The organism is Vibrio sp. 10N.261.55.A10 (assembly GCF_041470825.1).
GTDB classification, from domain to species: domain Bacteria; phylum Pseudomonadota; class Gammaproteobacteria; order Enterobacterales; family Vibrionaceae; genus Vibrio; species Vibrio crassostreae_C.
Genome location: NZ_JBFRNC010000041.1, coordinates 56,140 through 72,956 on the forward strand (window position 1 = coordinate 56,140; position 16,817 = coordinate 72,956).

At 45.7% G+C, this 16,817-nt stretch carries 14 protein-coding genes; 7 read left to right on the plus strand and 7 right to left on the minus strand.

Features of this window, described 5'->3' with window-relative positions:
* Nucleotides 1–102 precede the first annotated feature (102 nt).
* The 4 genes from rplT to thrS all read right to left on the minus strand — a co-directional run bounded on the left by rplT (nucleotide 103) and on the right by thrS (nucleotide 3,280).
* Nucleotides 103–456, minus strand: coding sequence for a 50S ribosomal protein L20 (gene rplT / locus AB4274_RS13295; protein ID WP_004733517.1), 354 nt, complete (start codon nucleotides 454–456; stop codon nucleotides 103–105).
* 42 nt (nucleotides 457–498) lie between these two features.
* Nucleotides 499–693: a 50S ribosomal protein L35 gene (rpmI, locus tag AB4274_RS13300; RefSeq protein ID WP_004738430.1), complete on the minus strand. Its 195-nt coding sequence runs from the start codon at nucleotides 691–693 to the stop codon at nucleotides 499–501.
* Between the two features lie 104 nt (nucleotides 694–797).
* The gene (infC, locus tag AB4274_RS13305) at nucleotides 798–1,349 is read right to left on the minus strand and encodes a translation initiation factor IF-3 (protein WP_076654893.1); all 552 of its coding nucleotides are present in this window, start codon (nucleotides 1,347–1,349) and stop codon (nucleotides 798–800) included.
* Between the two features lie 2 nt (nucleotides 1,350–1,351).
* Nucleotides 1,352–3,280, minus strand: a complete 1,929-nt coding sequence (thrS, locus tag AB4274_RS13310; protein ID WP_017059786.1) for a threonine--tRNA ligase — start codon at nucleotides 3,278–3,280, stop codon at nucleotides 1,352–1,354.
* A gap of 462 nt (nucleotides 3,281–3,742) precedes the next feature.
* Between thrS and AB4274_RS13315 the strand changes: the two genes are divergently transcribed.
* On the plus strand, nucleotides 3,743–4,666 hold the full coding sequence (locus AB4274_RS13315; RefSeq protein ID WP_372112247.1) for a DUF3187 family protein: 924 nt from the start codon (nucleotides 3,743–3,745) through the stop codon (nucleotides 4,664–4,666).
* 118 nt (nucleotides 4,667–4,784) lie between these two features.
* Here the strand turns inward: AB4274_RS13315 and AB4274_RS13320 are convergent, their stop codons facing one another.
* On the minus strand, nucleotides 4,785–5,528 hold the full coding sequence (locus tag AB4274_RS13320) for a sporulation protein (RefSeq protein ID WP_372112249.1): 744 nt from the start codon (nucleotides 5,526–5,528) through the stop codon (nucleotides 4,785–4,787).
* Nucleotides 5,529–5,709: 181 nt separating this feature from the next.
* Here AB4274_RS13320 and hutC point away from each other — a divergent pair, with 181 nt between their 5' ends.
* From hutC to AB4274_RS13350, 6 genes are all read left to right on the plus strand, one after another.
* A complete protein-coding gene (gene hutC, locus AB4274_RS13325; protein WP_017059778.1) occupies nucleotides 5,710–6,423 on the plus strand; it encodes a histidine utilization repressor in 714 nt (237 codons plus the stop codon).
* Nucleotides 6,424–6,536: 113 nt separating this feature from the next.
* Nucleotides 6,537–7,787 carry an imidazolonepropionase gene (gene hutI, locus AB4274_RS13330; protein WP_372112251.1) on the plus strand — a complete coding sequence of 417 codons (1,251 nt, stop codon included), beginning with the start codon at nucleotides 6,537–6,539 and terminating at the stop codon, nucleotides 7,785–7,787.
* Nucleotides 7,774–8,823: a formimidoylglutamase gene (gene hutG / locus AB4274_RS13335; RefSeq protein ID WP_372112253.1), complete on the plus strand. Its 1,050-nt coding sequence runs from the start codon at nucleotides 7,774–7,776 to the stop codon at nucleotides 8,821–8,823. The genes hutI and hutG overlap by 14 nt, the downstream gene beginning before the upstream one ends.
* 72 nt (nucleotides 8,824–8,895) lie before the next feature.
* On the plus strand, nucleotides 8,896–10,590 hold the full coding sequence (gene hutU / locus AB4274_RS13340) for a urocanate hydratase (RefSeq protein ID WP_372112254.1): 1,695 nt from the start codon (nucleotides 8,896–8,898) through the stop codon (nucleotides 10,588–10,590).
* A 14-nt stretch (nucleotides 10,591–10,604) separates the two neighbouring features.
* The gene (gene hutH, locus AB4274_RS13345; protein ID WP_102428045.1) at nucleotides 10,605–12,137 is read left to right on the plus strand and encodes a histidine ammonia-lyase; all 1,533 of its coding nucleotides are present in this window, start codon (nucleotides 10,605–10,607) and stop codon (nucleotides 12,135–12,137) included.
* Between the two features lie 208 nt (nucleotides 12,138–12,345).
* Nucleotides 12,346–13,071 carry a DUF3581 domain-containing protein gene (locus tag AB4274_RS13350; RefSeq protein WP_372112256.1) on the plus strand — a complete coding sequence of 242 codons (726 nt, stop codon included), beginning with the start codon at nucleotides 12,346–12,348 and terminating at the stop codon, nucleotides 13,069–13,071.
* Nucleotides 13,072–13,162: 91 nt separating this feature from the next.
* Here AB4274_RS13350 and AB4274_RS13355 read toward each other — a convergent pair whose 3' ends face one another.
* Together AB4274_RS13355 and AB4274_RS13360 are read right to left on the minus strand one after the other, a co-directional pair.
* Nucleotides 13,163–13,624, minus strand: a complete 462-nt coding sequence (locus AB4274_RS13355) for an isoprenylcysteine carboxylmethyltransferase family protein (protein ID WP_017066183.1) — start codon at nucleotides 13,622–13,624, stop codon at nucleotides 13,163–13,165.
* Nucleotides 13,625–13,690: 66 nt separating this feature from the next.
* Nucleotides 13,691–16,726, minus strand: coding sequence for an FAD-binding and (Fe-S)-binding domain-containing protein (locus tag AB4274_RS13360; RefSeq protein WP_017066184.1), 3,036 nt, complete (start codon nucleotides 16,724–16,726; stop codon nucleotides 13,691–13,693).
* Nucleotides 16,727–16,817: the final 91 nt, after the last annotated feature.

A 16,817-nucleotide genomic window follows, 5' to 3' on the forward strand; every position in this document is an offset into this window, starting at 1 on the left:
GCGAGATGCGAGATGCGAGAGAGTATGGCAAAGCCAAATTACAGGCAATAAAAAAGGAGAACCGAAGTTCTCCTTTTCTTAAACCTTTAAGCTAACTCTAAATTATAGAGATGCTTTCGCTTTTTCAACTAGAACAGCAAATGCTGCTTTGTCGAATACTGCGATGTCAGCAAGAATCTTACGGTCGATCTCGATAGATGCTTTCTTTAGGCCATTGATGAAACGGCTGTAAGATAGACCATTTTGACGAGATGCCGCGTTGATACGTGCAATCCAAAGTTGACGGAATTGACGTTTCTTGTTGCGACGGTCACGGTAAGCGTATTGACCAGCTTTGGTAACTGCTTGGAAAGCTACGCGGTAAACACGTGAACGTGCTCCGTAGTAACCTTTAGCTTGTTTTAGAACTTTCTTATGACGTGCACGAGCTTGTACACCACGTTTTACGCGAGGCATTATGCTTCTCCTAAACTAAACGAATTTATAAACTAAAAAGAATTAAGCGTATGGCATCATACGTAGAACTTGAGCAACTTCACATTTAGGAAGGATCGAGTTCGGACGTAGCTGACGCTTGTTCTTAGTAGTACGCTTAGTCAGGATGTGACGTTTACCAGCGTGCTTAAACTTAATACCACCAGCAGTTTTCTGGAAACGCTTAGCAGCACCTTTGTTGGTTTTCATCTTAGGCATGATGAATAACTCCGCATTGTTGAGTTGTTAATAACATAGTAATTAGGGCGAATAAAACCCCGCAACCTGAGGCTGCAGGGTTCAATTACTTGCAAAGCCGTTAATTACTTCTTTTTAGGGGCCAACACCATGATCATCTGGCGACCTTCAATTCTCGTTGGGAAAGATTCGACTACTGCAAATTCTTCAGTATCCGCTTTCAAACGATTAAGAACGTCAACACCGATTTCTTGGTGAGCCATTTCGCGGCCACGGAAGCGAATTGTTACCTTCACTTTGTTGCCGTCTTCTAGGAAACCAGTCAGGTTGCGTAGTTTTACCTGATAGTCTCCAATATCAGTTCCAGGTCGGAATTTAATTTCCTTGATCTGAACCTGCTTTTGCTTCTTCTTCTGCTCTTTCGCAGCTTTGCTCTTCTCGAAGAGGAACTTACCGTAGTCCATCACACGACAAACTGGCGGCTCGGCGTTAGGGCTGATCTCTACAAGATCCATACCAGCTTCATTTGCAGCTTCCATCGCTTCAGCGATTGATACTACACCAACAGCTTCGCCGTCTGCGCCAGTTAGACGCACTTCACGAACGCCACGAATGTCACCGTTTAAACGGTGCTGGTTTTGTTTGGCCGGTTGTTGGCCACGTCTTCCGCCTTTAATAGCTATTCCTCCAGATTGAGCTTACGGCTTGAAACCTCGGCTTGGATGTATGAAATAAAGTCATCCACTTTAAATTTGCCAAGGTCCTTACCTTTACGTGTACGTACTGCAATTTCGCCGGCTTCCATTTCTTGGTCACCACACACAAGCATGAACGGTACACGTTTCAAAGTATGTTCGCGGATTTTAAAGCCAATCTTCTCATTTCTCAAGTCTGCTTTGACTCTAAATCCACTTTTTTGCAGTTTTTTCGTAATTTCTTGTACATATTCAGACTGTTTGTCTGTAATGCCCATTACAACTGCTTGTTCTGGCGCCAACCACGTTGGGAAGAAGCCAGCGTATTCTTCAATAAGAATACCAATGAAGCGTTCTAGTGAACCTAAAATCGCGCGGTGGATCATAACTGGCGTGTGACGCTCGTTATCTTCACCTACGTAAGTAGCACCTAAACGTTCTGGTAATGCAAAATCGAGCTGCACTGTACCACATTGCCAAGCGCGGTCCAAACAATCATGCAAAGTAAATTCAATCTTAGGTCCGTAGAACGCACCCTCGCCTTCTTGAATCTCGTATGCAATGTCCATTGCCTCTAGCGCTTGCTTAAGGTCAGCCTCTGCACGGTCCCACATTTCGTCTGAACCTACACGCTGTTCTGGACGAGTAGATAGCTTAACAACGATGCTTTCGAAGCCGAAAGTTGTGTAAGTATCGTAAACCATTTCAATACAAGCTTTAACTTCTTGTTGAACTTGGTCTTCAGTGCAGAATACGTGAGCATCATCTTGAGTGAAGCCACGAACACGCATAATGCCGTGAAGTGCTCCAGACGGCTCGTTACGGTGACATGAGCCGAACTCAGCCATACGTAGCGGTAGATCACGGTAAGATTTCAAACCTTGGTTGAAGATTTGAACGTGACCAGGACAGTTCATTGGCTTGATAGCGTATTCACGGTTCTCTGAAGAAGTAGTGAACATCGCTTCAGCGTACTTATCCCAGTGACCAGAGCGTTCCCAAAGAACACGGTCCATCATTAATGGGCCTTTAACTTCTTGGTAATCGTACTCAGTCAGTTTTTGACGAATAAATACTTCTAGCTCACGGAAGATAGTCCAACCGTTGTGGTGCCAGAACACCATGCCTGGTGCTTCTTGCTGCATGTGGAATAGGTCAAGCGCTTTACCGATTTTACGGTGGTCACGTTTAGCCGCTTCTTCTAGGCGCACAAGGTGAGCTTTAAGTGCCTTCTTGTCGTGGAATGCAGTGCCGTAGATACGTTGAAGCATCTTGTTGTCACTGTTACCACGCCAGTATGCACCCGCTACGTTAAGTAGAGTGAAGTGCTGGCAGAAGCTCATGTTAGGCACGTGTGGACCACGACACATATCGATGTATTCTTCGTGATGGTACAGGCCTGGACGATCGTCTTTAGAAACGTTCTCGTCCAAGATTTCAATCTTGTAAGTCTCGCCGCGAGCTTCGAATGCGTCGCGCGCTTCCTGCCAGCTAACTTTCTTCTTAACAACCTGGTATTTGGTCTTCGCTAGCTCTTTCATGCGCTTTTCGATCTTTTCTAGATCGTCTTGCGTTAGAGAGTGCTCAAGATCGATATCGTAGTAGAAACCGTTATCGATAGTAGGACCGATCGCCATTTTCGCTTCTGGAAAAAGCTGCTTAACCGCGTGGCCTAAAAGGTGAGCACAAGAGTGACGAACGATTTCAAGGCCATCAACTTCATCTTTAGCTGTGATGATTTCTAGGCTTGCATCGTTTTCGATAAGATCACAAGCATCAACACGCTCGCCGTCTACACGACCAGCAATGGTAGCTTTCGCAAGACCAGGACCGATTGATAGGGCAACATCTAGAGTTGATACAGGGTTGTCAAATTGACGCTGACTACCGTCAGGAAGAGTAATAATTGGCATTATTTGTCCTTTACAGTGGTGTTGCACACCAAGCAACACATGAAAATGTTTAATATATGTCTTTCAATCAACGAGTACGCTGATTGGGGATATATGCATAATAAATATACCCACATAGAAGCAAATACAGATGCCACATCTGTGAGTAGCCGAACATTGTAACGAAATTATATGAAATGACAATGACAGAGCGGATTTGCAAGCTATCCAACGGCTTCGTTTGGTAAGGTAAACCATACTTGTGATGATTTACCTGCTCTTCTAATCCTCTTAATTACCCAGCTGTATCAACTTAACAACTGCACCCTACCTGTTCCGAGTTCGCTCATTCAACTTATCTCTTACAAACTAGTTATTTAGAACTAAGCTATATAGAAGCAACGGAATGCAGATGAGGTACATATGGAGAAACGGGCTACTTGTATATCGCTCATACGACCTTTACCGCTAGTAATAGCCGCCATGTTTTCTGCGCCAAACGCATGGGCCAACAAAGATTACGGCCCCTTAATCAGTTATACCCAAGCACCACTGCAGTCGGTTCGCCTCACCCCGTCGCTCCGTTCAGGCTTCCCTCTTGAAGAGAATAAGGTTGAAGTATTTACAGCCTTAACTGCTGCGAGTATCTGGGCTAACTCCCACGGCTATCACTTAGACTATTATCAAAACCAACTTCAAACAGGCCTGCGATGGCAATTGACTACAGCGTGGCAAGTAGAGCTCAATTACCGCTGGTTATACGCCGCCAATAATCATCTCGACAAAATCACCATTAACTTTCACGACCTATTTAGCATCGACCAAGCAGGTCGAGATCAGAAAGAGAGACACCAATTCGACATCTATGCACCAGACCATGGCGTCAAATATCGAGACTTCTCCGGCGACACATTGACTAGCGCTTTCACGCTCTACACCCAATATCAGATCATAGATATAGAAAACCATGGCTTATCTTTTGGCGTCTCCCTTTATCATAACAAAGTCAGCCACGGTGCATTTAAGGGAAACAGCACCGAACAAAGCGCTCAACTCAATTATGCATACCAACTCGACATCAATACCTTCTATACAAGCTTAGGATTAGCGAATCAGTCCAGTAGAGAAGTGGAGAATAGCTTTTCACATAAAAAAACGACATGGTCATGGATGGGAGGATATCAACTCACGCTATTTGAAAATCATGAGTTACACCTAGAGTATCGTTGGTATGAAGGCGCAGAAGACGGTGAAACTGAGTTTTCAGAAGCCGCGAATGAAATGATGTTTGGCTATCGCTATCTCATGCAACGCTCGGCAATTGAGATATCCATAATCGAGAACATTTTCAATATGGACAACTCCACCGATGTTGCTTTTCAATTGGCCTATCGGCACCAGTGGTAAACCCATTTCAGGACGGGGCAGATAGTAGAATCAAAAAAGCCGAATGGTTAAGTTCGGCTTGAAAAGTTGTATTGTCTCTATTAATTAATAGACAGAGCGACTGCTAACAGAGAGGGAACTACGCACTCATGATTCTTGATACAGCGTTGCGAATGTCTGAGTCGGCCGCATTAGCAGGTAAGCTGAATGAGATGTATTGGTCGCCGCGGAAGCTCATTGAGCGGTCGATTTCTGCTAGGCAGTGAACCATTGAACCTTCAACGATGAATGACAGCTCGATCTCTTTATTATTCATGAAGCCGCCGCAGCGAAACTCAATCTCTTGGTAACAGCCCGAACGAGAAGCAAAGCTGTTGCCTTTTAAGAAGCCCTTCTCTACGTCTGCTTTCACCATTGCCATACCTGATGCTTCCACGCCTCGGATGATTTTAGCCACTGTTGGCAATGGGTGTACGGAGATAAAGTCACGGTCTTTAGGGTCAATCGCGAAGCCTATATCTAGGTTGGTTTCAACCCACACATGGCATTGGTTCATTTGTGCGTTCAACGCGGTGACTGGCGTTTCATCATTTAACTTAAGACGGAATGGAACCAGTTTGGTTTCGTCCGGTTGGATAACGAAAGGCTCTACGGCTTGAATACGACCCAGTGAAAAGGTTTCGTAGCTGGTGCTATCTTCCGTTTCTACTTTTACTTCTGTGTTGAGAACCAAGTTGATCAGGTCGATTTGTTGCTCAACGTCACCACCAACAATGTGAACATTGCCAGACAACTCTCCACCTTGGAAAACTTCAATATTATCTAAGACAGTATCAACCTTTGCTGCACCGATGCCCAACGAGGCCTTTAATTTCTTAAACATATTATTTCCCTTTCTAATTATCTGATTTACGAATAGTTATTGCGTGACAATTTGCGACACTTGCCTCACAGAATCAAGCAATTTGCCCCATCTATGTTGAATAAGGTCACATTGCCCGAGGAAATGTTGAAATCGTGAAAAATTCCGTTACTCTATTTGTATAGTCAAATAAGGTTTCATTATGTCGAAAGCACCACTCTACCTTCAGATAAAACAGTTCATAGATGACAAGATCAGCAGTGGTCATTGGCCGGTGGGTTACCAAATCACCACAGAACTCGAACTTACCGAGCAGTTCAATGTGAGTCGAATGACGGTCAATAAAGCCATTCGAGATCTTGTGTCTGAAGGCAAGCTCATCAGGAAACCAAGACTGGGGACTTTTGTTTGTGAACCCGACGAAAAAGCGCAATCTCCGTTGCTTGATATCAACAACATAGCGCAAGAGATCAAAGACCGAGGCCAAACGTATACTAGCCAAGTTATCAAGCACGATAGTATCAAGGCTGATGAAAGCACGGCTACACGGTTAGGTGTGATGATTAACGCAGAAGTGTTCTATAGTGAAATCATACACTTTGCGGACAACGCACCGATTCAATTGGAAGCGCGCTGGGTGAACTCTCAAGCCGCTCCAAAATACCTAGAGCAAGACTTTTCAACTTCCACACCTAATGAATACCTTTCAAAAAGCTGCCCGTTAAGTGCTATCGAGCACACAGTTGAAGCCATTATTCCAGACTCTCAAATCAGAACGTCACTAAAGCTATCTGAATCAGAGCCTTGCCTTCTTTTGAATAGAAGAACATGGAGCAAAGAACGCCTCATCAGCTTTGCATTGCTCTACCATCCTGGCTCTAAGTACAAATTAAGCTCCAAGATACTTCTAGATTAAAGAACATCATCCTGATCGCCGATCACATTTTTGCAACATCAACTTGATTCGGGTCAGCGTTTAGCCTATTTATTTGTATATACATTTAATATTTAGCAAAGATCTAGGTGATTATGAATTTGATCCTCAAAAACGCACGAGTGGTCTCCATGAGTTCGGGATCCGACGGTTATCAGCCCTCTTCCCCTCAAGATATCGTTATCGAAAGCGGTAAAATCGTGTCCATCTCTTGTTCAAACCAAGGCGTACTTGCTTCTGAGGTAGAACAACCGAGCACTGATAACTCTGAGGATTACATCACCTATGATTGCAAGAACAAGCTCGTCACCCCAGGTCTGATTGATTGCCACACTCACCTCGTATTTTCAGGCAATCGCGCCAACGAATTTGAACAGCGTTTGAATGGTATCTCTTACACCGACATCGCCAAACAAGGCGGCGGGATTCTTGCGACAGTCACTGCAACACGCGTAGCACAAGAGTCTGAACTGGTTGAAATGGCACTACCTAGACTCGATGGCCTGCTAAGAAGTGGCGTAACCAGCATCGAAGTAAAATCGGGCTATGGTTTAACACTTGATGATGAACTCAAAATGTTACGTGCAGCTAAAGCGTTAGAAAATCATCGCCGAATTAAGATCACTACCACTCTCCTTGCAGCACACGCAGTACCGCCAGAATACAAAGAACAACCAGATCGTTACATAGATCTGGTTTGCCAAGAGATCATTCCTAAAGCTGCGGGGCAAGGGCTCGCCGATGCCGTTGACGTGTTCTGCGAATCTATCGGCTTCAACTTAGAACAAACCGAACGTGTATTTGCAGCTGCCAAAGCACATGGGCTAGCGATTAAAGGTCACACTGAACAACTTTCAAATATGGGCGGCAGTGCGCTCGCAGCTAAATACGGTGCACTCTCTGTCGACCATGTTGAATACCTTGATGAAACCGGAGTAAAAGCACTGGCAGAATCAGGCACAGTCGCCACCTTATTACCCGGGGCTTTCTACTTCTTGAAAGAGACTCAACAGCCACCTATTGCTTTACTTCGTGAACACAAAATCCCAATGGCGATCGCGACCGACCTAAACCCCGGCACATCTCCCTTTGCAGACTTAACCCTGATGATGAACATGAGCTGCACCCTGTTTGGTACGACGCCTGAAGAAGCGCTACGCGGTGTAACTTGTAACGCGGCGGCTGCCATTGGTGAGTCACAAACCAAAGGCAAAGTCGAAATCGGTTATGCCGCAGATTTGGCTATCTGGAACATCGACCACCCTGCAGATCTAAGCTATCAAGTCGGTGTTCCTCACCTGCATAAACGCATTGTTAATGGCGAGGTGTGTCATGACTCAATCTAAATCCAACGCTATCCAAGAGAACGCAACAACCGTGCATAACTTTGTGTGGACCGGACGTAATGATCTTGAAGATGGCGCACTCGGTACTCGCGTTCATCACATTACCAAGCAAGTGCAAAGTAGTGAGTTAAGTGACAAGCTGACTGACGGTGATATCGCCTTGGTAGGCTTTGCCAGCGATGCCGGTGTTGCAAGAAATAAAGGACGTGTGGGCGCGAAACAAGCACCTAACTTGATACGCCAAGCGTTGGCGAATATGGCTTGGCACAGTGACGCACACATCGCCGATCTTGGTGATATCGAGTGCAATGATGGTCAATTAGAAGTCAGCCAAAAACAGTGTGCTTCTGTGATTGCCAATGCCTTAGCAACCAACAAAGTGATTACCCTTGGCGGTGGTCACGAGGTGGCTTGGGCAACGTTCCAAGGTCTCGCTGAGCATCTACATAAAAAAGCTGAACACCTTGATAAAATTCAACCAGAGCGCAAACCTAAGATAGGCATCGTTAACTTTGATGCTCACTTTGATCTTCGTGAATTTGAAAGCGACATCGCTGACGTCAAACCAAGCTCAGGCACACCGTTTAACCAAATAAGTGACTACTGCCAAACGCATCAATGGCCGTTTCATTACGCTTGTCTTGGTGTGAGTGCAGCTAGCAATACCAAAGCGCTGTTTAACAAAGCCGACCAACTGGGCGTTTGGTATGAACACGACCGCAACATGACCCAAGTAAACCAAGCCGCTCAACTGGTTAAGTTGCAAAAATTCATCGTTGAGTGTGATTATCTCTATCTCACCATTGATCTCGATGTTTTCCCCGCAGCTACTGCGCCGGGCGTAAGTGCACCAGCGGCAAGAGGCGTGAGCTATGAAGCGCTTGCTCCTTTTCTAGAACAGATTTTCCAACACAGTGAAAAACTCATTATCGCGGACATAGCGGAATACAACCCAGACTACGACGTCGATGGCCAAACGGCTCGATTAGCGGCTCGTTTATGTTGGGATATTGCCAGTGCAATGGCCAGCGACTAATCCAGCTATACCGATAACTACAACTACAACTACAACTACAACGATATAACGTGAAACAGAAGGAATTCCAAAATGACGGAACACCACAACAGTGACCCTCGTCTCGACACGACTCGCGAAATTCGCGCACCTCACGGCACCACTTTGCGCGCTAAATCTTGGTTAACAGAAGCACCCCTTCGTATGCTAATGAACAACCTAGATCCTGATGTGGCAGAACACCCACATGCACTGGTTGTGTATGGCGGTATTGGTCGTGCGGCACGTGATTGGAAATGTTACGACAAGATTGTTGAAGTATTAGAGCGTTTAGAGGACGACCAAACGTTACTTGTTCAATCCGGTAAACCTGTGGGCGTGTTCCCGACTCATAAAAACGCACCTCGCGTACTGATCGCTAACTCGAACCTTGTTCCACACTGGGCGAACTGGGAACACTTCAACGAGCTCGATAAAGAAGGCTTGATGATGTACGGCCAAATGACCGCGGGCAGCTGGATCTACATTGGTTCACAAGGCATCGTTCAAGGTACTTACGAAACCTTTGTCGCTATCGCGAAGAAGCACTTCCAAGGTGAAGCAAACGGCAAGTGGGTTCTAACGGGCGGTCTTGGTGGAATGGGCGGCGCTCAACCTCTTGCTGCAACGATGGCTGGCTTCTCAATGATCGCAGTGGAGTGTGATGAATCACGAATCGACTACCGCTTGCGTACTGGCTATGTAGACAAAAAAGCCACCAGCTTAGATGAAGCGATGGCAATGATTAAAGAGTCAGACACGCCAATCTCTGTTGGCTTATTAGGTAACGCCGCAGACGTCTTCCCAGAGTTAGTTGAACGCAATATCACACCTGATGTGGTGACTGACCAAACCTCTGCCCACGATCCTCTTAACGGCTACTTGCCGCAAGGTTGGACGATGGAGAAAGCCGCACAAGAGCGCTCCATTGATGAAGCAAAAGTGGTGAAAGCCGCTAAGCAATCTATGGCGATTCAAGTACAAGCGATGTTAGACCTGCAATACCGCGGCGCAGCGACCGTGGATTACGGTAATAACATTCGCCAAATGGCACTGGAAGAAGGCGTAGAAAACGCGTTTGATTTCCCAGGTTTCGTTCCGGCTTATATTCGACCTTTATTCTGCGAAGGTATTGGTCCTTTCCGTTGGGCGGCACTATCTGGTGACCCAGAAGACATCTACAAAACAGACCAAAAAGTAAAAGAACTGATTCCAGACAACCCACATCTACATAACTGGCTAGATATGGCAAGTGAACGCATTCAGTTCCAAGGCCTACCAGCTCGTATTTGTTGGGTTGGCTTGAAAGACCGTGAACGCTTAGGCCAAGCATTCAATGAAATGGTCAAAAATGGCGAACTTAAAGCACCGGTTGTTATTGGTCGTGATCACCTAGATTCAGGTTCAGTAGCAAGCCCGAACCGCGAAACAGAAGGCATGATGGATGGATCAGATGCCGTATCAGATTGGCCTCTATTGAACGCCCTTCTAAATACGGCAGGTGGCGCAACATGGGTTTCTCTGCACCATGGTGGTGGCGTTGGCATGGGCTTCTCACAACACTCAGGAATGGTGATTTGTTGTGACGGCAGTGAAGATGCATCGCAGCGCATTACTCGTGTACTTCACAACGACCCAGCAACAGGCGTTATGCGTCATGCTGATGCGGGTTACGATATTGCCAAGCAGTGTGCTAAAGAGCAGAAGCTTGATTTACCTATGCTAAACGAAGAACTTCGTCGCCTTTAACTTCTGGAGAGAACATGTTGAATTTATTACTTAAACCAGGACTTCTAGGCCTGCCTGAACTTCGAAAAATCAGCCGTAGCCCTGTAAACTTATCACTCGATCCAGCAGCGATTCCTGATATTGAAGCGAGCATGCACGTTGTAGAACAAGTGATTGCTGAAGATCGCACTGTGTATGGCATCAATACGGGTTTTGGCTTATTGGCAAATACCAAAATTGCGCCTGAAGATTTAGAAGTACTACAGAAAAGTATCGTGCTTTCTCACGCGGCCGGCATTGGTAAATTCATGTCTGATGAAACCGTGCGCTTGATGATGGTGTTAAAGATTAACAGCTTGTCTCGTGGTTACTCGGGTATCCGACTCAAGGTCATCAATGCTCTTATCGATCTTGTGAACGCACAGGTTTATCCGTGTGTTCCACAAAAAGGATCTGTGGGTGCTTCAGGAGATCTTGCTCCCCTCGCCCACATGAGTACGGTACTTCTAGGTGAAGGCCAAGCGCGCCACAACGGCAAAATCATCACTGGCTTAGAAGCAATGCAGATCGCTGGCTTGGAGCCAATCACACTTGCTCCGAAAGAAGGCTTAGCTCTGTTAAACGGCACACAAGCATCGACTGCCTTTGCATTAGAAGGTCTGTTTGCAGCTGAAGACTTATTCGCGTCTGCAACCGTATGTGGCGCGATGTCTGTAGAAGCAGCGCTGGGTAGTCGTCGTCCGTTTGACCCTCGAATTCATCGCGTTCGTGGTCATCGTGGTCAAATGGATGCCGCGCTTGCTTATCGCCATATGCTTGATCAAAAGAGTGAGATTGGTGAATCACACACTTGCTGTGAAAAGGTTCAAGACCCTTACTCGTTGCGCTGTCAGCCTCAAGTGATGGGTGCCTGTTTACAGCAAATTCGTAATTCAGCAGAAACGTTAAACGTTGAAGCGAACTCGGTATCGGATAACCCACTGGTATTTGCTGAAGACGGCGACATTATTTCAGGTGGTAACTTCCACGCAGAACCTGTGGCAATGGCAGCGGATAACCTAGCACTTGCGATTGCAGAAATTGGTAGCCTTTCTGAACGAAGAATGGCACTGCTGATTGATAGCGCACTAAGCAAACTTCCACCTTTCTTAGTCGATAACGGCGGCGTTAACTCAGGCTTTATGATTGCTCAAGTAACGTCTGCTGCTCTGGCAAGCGAGAATAAAACACTGGCACACCCAGCTTCAGTAGACAGCCTTCCAACATCGGCAAACCAAGAAGATCATGTATCTATGGCAACCTTTGCGGGTCGTCGACTGCGTGACATGGCAGAAAACACCCGTGGCATCTTGGCTGTTGAATACTTAGCAGCAGCACAAGGCTTGGATTTTAGAGCACCAAATCTCTCTTCTCCTCGAGTAGAAGAAGCAAAACAGATACTGCGCGAGAAAGTCAGCTTCTACGACAAAGATCGCTACTTCTCACCAGATATCGAGCAAGCTAACTTATTGCTCAAATTGTCTGTACACAACCATCTAATGCCTGAAGGTATTTTGTGTAGCTTCTGAGTCGTGAAATAACACGTCATATAAACAAGGGCTATCGATTAGCCCTTGTTGCATTGAGCCAGTCACCATATCCCCTGTAAAACTGCCACATACCATCCAACGTATTTATCTAATTGACTGATATATAAGCAAAGTTAACTGGATAGACCATTAGATCGAAGTTAGTTAGCTATAATCCACCCCAGATTTGATGACTAATAGCGATACTATGTTTCTGACACCTTACTTTTCTACTAAAGACAATCAATTTCAATTCACTCGTGAACAAGCAAGCCACTTTGCTAAAAAAGTAGCTGGCGATTTCAACCCGATTCACGATGAAGACAACAAGCGCTTCTGTGTACCTGGCGATCTTTTATTTGCAGTACTTCTGCAAAAAGAAGGCATCAGCCAAAAAATGCGTTTTGATTTTTCAGGTATGGTTGGTAACGGTATTGCGTTAAGCGTTGACAACAAGTGTGAAAAAGAGAGCTCACTTATCGATGCAAATGGTAAAGAGTACCTACACATGTCTTGTGAAGGTGAGAAGAGCCATGATCAAGCATTCATCGAGCACGTAGTAACAAACTACGTTAAGTTCTCTGGCATGAACTTCCCACACATCATGGTTCCTCTTATGGAAGAACAACAAATGATGATCAACTGCCAGCGTCCTCTAGTGATTTACGAGAGCATGGAAGTTGAATTTACTCGCCTAGACCTGTCTCACCCAGAAGTTGAATTCTCTGGCGCGACTTTTGATGTTGAAGGAAAACGTGGCATCGTGACCCTGAACTTCGATTTCAAAGAAGACGGCGAAGTAGTAGGTAAAGGCGTGAAGCGTATGGTAGCAAGTGGCCTTAAGCCATACGACCAAGCTTCTGTAGACGACCTAGTAAACCGCTTCAACGAACGCAAAGAGATGTTTCTAGCTCAGTTCACAGCCGCTGCTTAATCAGCTCTAGAACAAGATCAATAAAGCCCAGCTTGATAATCTCAAGCTGGGCTTTTTTATTTCGATTACTAAGCCAGCACTTAAATCATCACTAAATCCAGCGTCTAACCTTTTGTTTGTAATCAACATATTCTGCGCCGAATAATTGTTCTAGTGCTCGCTCTTCGGGTTTGATTTGGAAGTAATTCATGTAGATTACGAAGCCAAAGCTAAGTAGTACACTGAAGATATTCTGGAAGAAGTAGCCAAAGCAAAATAGCAGGATGAACAACCCTAAGTACATTGGGTTTCGTGTGTAGCCAAAAATTCCACTGTCCACGACGGCTGAAGCGGTTTCTACTTTGATCGGGTTAACGGTGGTTTTCTGTTTTCGAAATTCCAATATGCCGGATATTCCGATCACACCACTCAATGTGACTCCGATTCCTAACACAATCATTCCATAAGGCAATGCCAGTGTCCCTTGGCTCAACTGTTGAGCGCAGAAGTATGATGCTACGAATACAATAATGAACAGTGCAACTGGTGGTACTTTTAATTCTAGAAATTTCATACTTTTCCTTATTAACATTCCTTTGTTAGTTTAGAAAAAAGCCCAGCAATTGCTGGGCTAAATGTATTAGAGAATTTTTGCTAGCGCCTGTAATGGGTGAGCAAGCTTCTCACCTTCAAAACGCTTCACTTGGCTGCGGCAAGAATAGCCCGTCACCAAGCAACGATCTTTTGGTAAGTCCTGCATTTGAGGCTTCCAGCTTAAACCATATATGTCTTTCGACATTTGTAGCTTATCGACTTCGTGGCCGAAAGTTCCCGCCATACCACAACAGCCGACAGGAACGCTGGTTAACGCCGCCCCAAAGTGTTTGAAGATAGTACCCCACTCTTTTTCAGCGTTCGGCATTTTGGTTTTCTCAGTACAGTGAGCAAACAAGTACCACATATCTTCACTTGCTGAGCGTGCTTCGAACTCACCTAGCGATGGCATTAACCATTCATGCACAGTAAGTACATCAAAGTCGCCGCGCTTGTCACCTAAGATCTCGACGTATTCATCGCGGTAACAAAGCACAAGAGCAGGATCAACACCGACCAAAGGAATTCCGATATCCGCCACCATCGACAAGAAATCCGAAGTCGATTTCGCCTCACGTGCAAAACGATTTAAGAAGCCCTTGATGTGCAACGCTTTACCATTCGGTTTGAACGGCAGCAGTACCGGAGTTTTGCCAAGTTTTTGAGCCAGAGTGACGAAGTCTTCAATCACCTCGGCATCATAGAAGCTGGTAAACGGGTCTTGAACGATCAGCACATGCTGTTTCTTCTGTTCAGAAGACAAGCCTTCTAAATACTGTAAATCGAAGAGTTGCAGCTCTTTACTCGCTAGACGATTTTTGAGCGTAGGCACCGACATCAATGGTGCATCAACATAACCGACCGTTTTAGCTGTTGCCGTTTGGATCCACTTTTGACCCAATGCAGCGTTGACTACTTTTGGCGCTTTCGCCATCAGCGGCAGCATGGTTTCAATGTTGGCAACTAGATAATCTTTTGCAGGGCGCTGGTAACGCGAGTAGTAGATGTTCAAGAATCGAGAACGGAAACTTGGTACATCGACTTTGATCGGACATTGACTCGCACACGCTTTACACGCCAAACAACCGTTCATCGCCTCATGAACTTCATGCGAGAAATCGTACTCATGGCGTTTGTTCATCGTATTGCGAACACGCTCAATCATAGTCTTAACGGGTGTGTTGTCTTTCAACGCTTCTTGCTCAAGGTCGAGAATATCAACGCCTTGTTCAGTCAGTTGACGCAACCACTCTCTTACCAAGCCTGCGCGGCCTTTGGGTGAGTGACGTCGGTCAGCCGTAACTTTCATTGAAGGACACATTGGCGAGCTAGTATCGTAGTTGAAACACAAGCCGTTACCGTTACATTCCATTGCTTGCTTGAAGCTGTCACGAACTTGTACGTCGATCTGACGGTCGTAGAAACCACGCTTGGTATCGGTGACTTTCACCAATTCAGCGTCACTTTCTAAAGGCGTACAGATCTTGCCTGGGTTCATCTTGTTGTGCGGGTCGAATGCTGCTTTAATACGTCTTAATTCGGTAAACAGCTCTTCACCAAAGAAGTCTGGGCCATACTCAGAACGGAAACCTTTACCGTGCTCGCCCCACATTAAACCGCCGTATTTCGCCACCAGCTTAACCACTTCATCAGAGACTTCATGCATCAATGCTTCTTGCATCGGGTCACACAGATCCAATGCTGGACGAACGTGTAATACGCCCGCGTCAACGTGACCAAACATGCCGTAATTCAACTCTTTTGAATCGAGTAACACTCTAAATTCAGAGATGAAATCCGCGAGGTTTTCTGGTGGTACACAAGTATCTTCAGCAAAAGCGACTGGCTTAGCTCGGCCTTTCGCCGCACCTAACAGACCCACTGCTTTCTTACGCATGTTGTAGATTCGGCCAATGCTCGCCAAATCGCTACAAACTTGAAAACCAATCACGCCGGCTTCTTCGCTTTCAACCATGGTTTCAAGGCGTGCAGTCAGCGCTTGAACTTGCTGTTCAACTTCCGCTTCATCTTGGCCTGCAAACTCAACCATGTTGATGCCAAGCATCTCTTTGTTCGGAACATCAGTCAGCAAATCGCTCACGGTGTGCCAAACGATGTCTTGCTTCGCTAGGTTCAATACTCTTGAATCTACCGTTTCAACAGACAGTGCTTTCGCTTCCACCATGAACGGCGCATTACGCAGCGCAGAATCAAACGTGTTGTATTTCACGTTAACCAGTGTGCGCGCTTTTGGAATCTTGGTTAGGTTTAACTTTGCTTCAGTGATGAATGCTAAAGAACCTTCAGCGCCACATAGAACGCGAGTTAGGTCAAAGCTGTCATCTTGTTCGTTGATTGCATTCTTTAGGTCATAGCCTGTTAAGAAGCGATTCAGCGGAGGGAATTTATCTAAGATTTGAGCGCGTTTGTCTCGACAAACCGCCTCTGTCACCGCAAGTGCATGGTGAGCGAATTCACCCTCTACAGGTAAGCCGTGTGATAAATCAGATTCTAGACATGAACCATCTGCGAACACCGCTTGCAGCGACAATACATGGTCAGACGTTTTGCCGTACTTCAATGACCCTTGGCCCGAAGCATCGGTATTGATCATGCCACCCAAGGTTGCTCGGTTACTGGTAGAAAGGTCTGGAGAGAAAAAGTAACCATAAGGGCGAACAGCGTCGTTCAATTGATCTTTAACGACACCAGACTGAACTCTTACCCAGCCCTCTTTCTCGTTAATCTCAAGAACCTTATTCATGTATCGCGACAGGTCAACCACGACACCTTTTGTTAAAGATTGTCCGTTGGTTCCGGTACCGCCGCCACGAGGGGAAAAAGTCACGCGTTCGTAAGCGGATTTAGAAACCACTTTACCGATAAGCACAACGTCTTGCGTTGTTTTAGGAAGGATGACCGCCTGCGGCAATTGCTGATAGACACTATTATCAGTCGCCACAGCCAAACGGCTAGAATATTGAGATTCAATGTCGCCAGTAAAGCCCGCTGTTTTTAGTTCATCTAAAAAGCGTACGACAACTGGATCGACATCAGCATTGAGTTGAAGTCTTGGTAACATTTGCTTCCTGCCCCTACTTCGCTGATCCTATCAGCATTGGGTTATCTGAGATTTTTAATAATTTTCTTTGAATTTCGTCACTTTACTACTA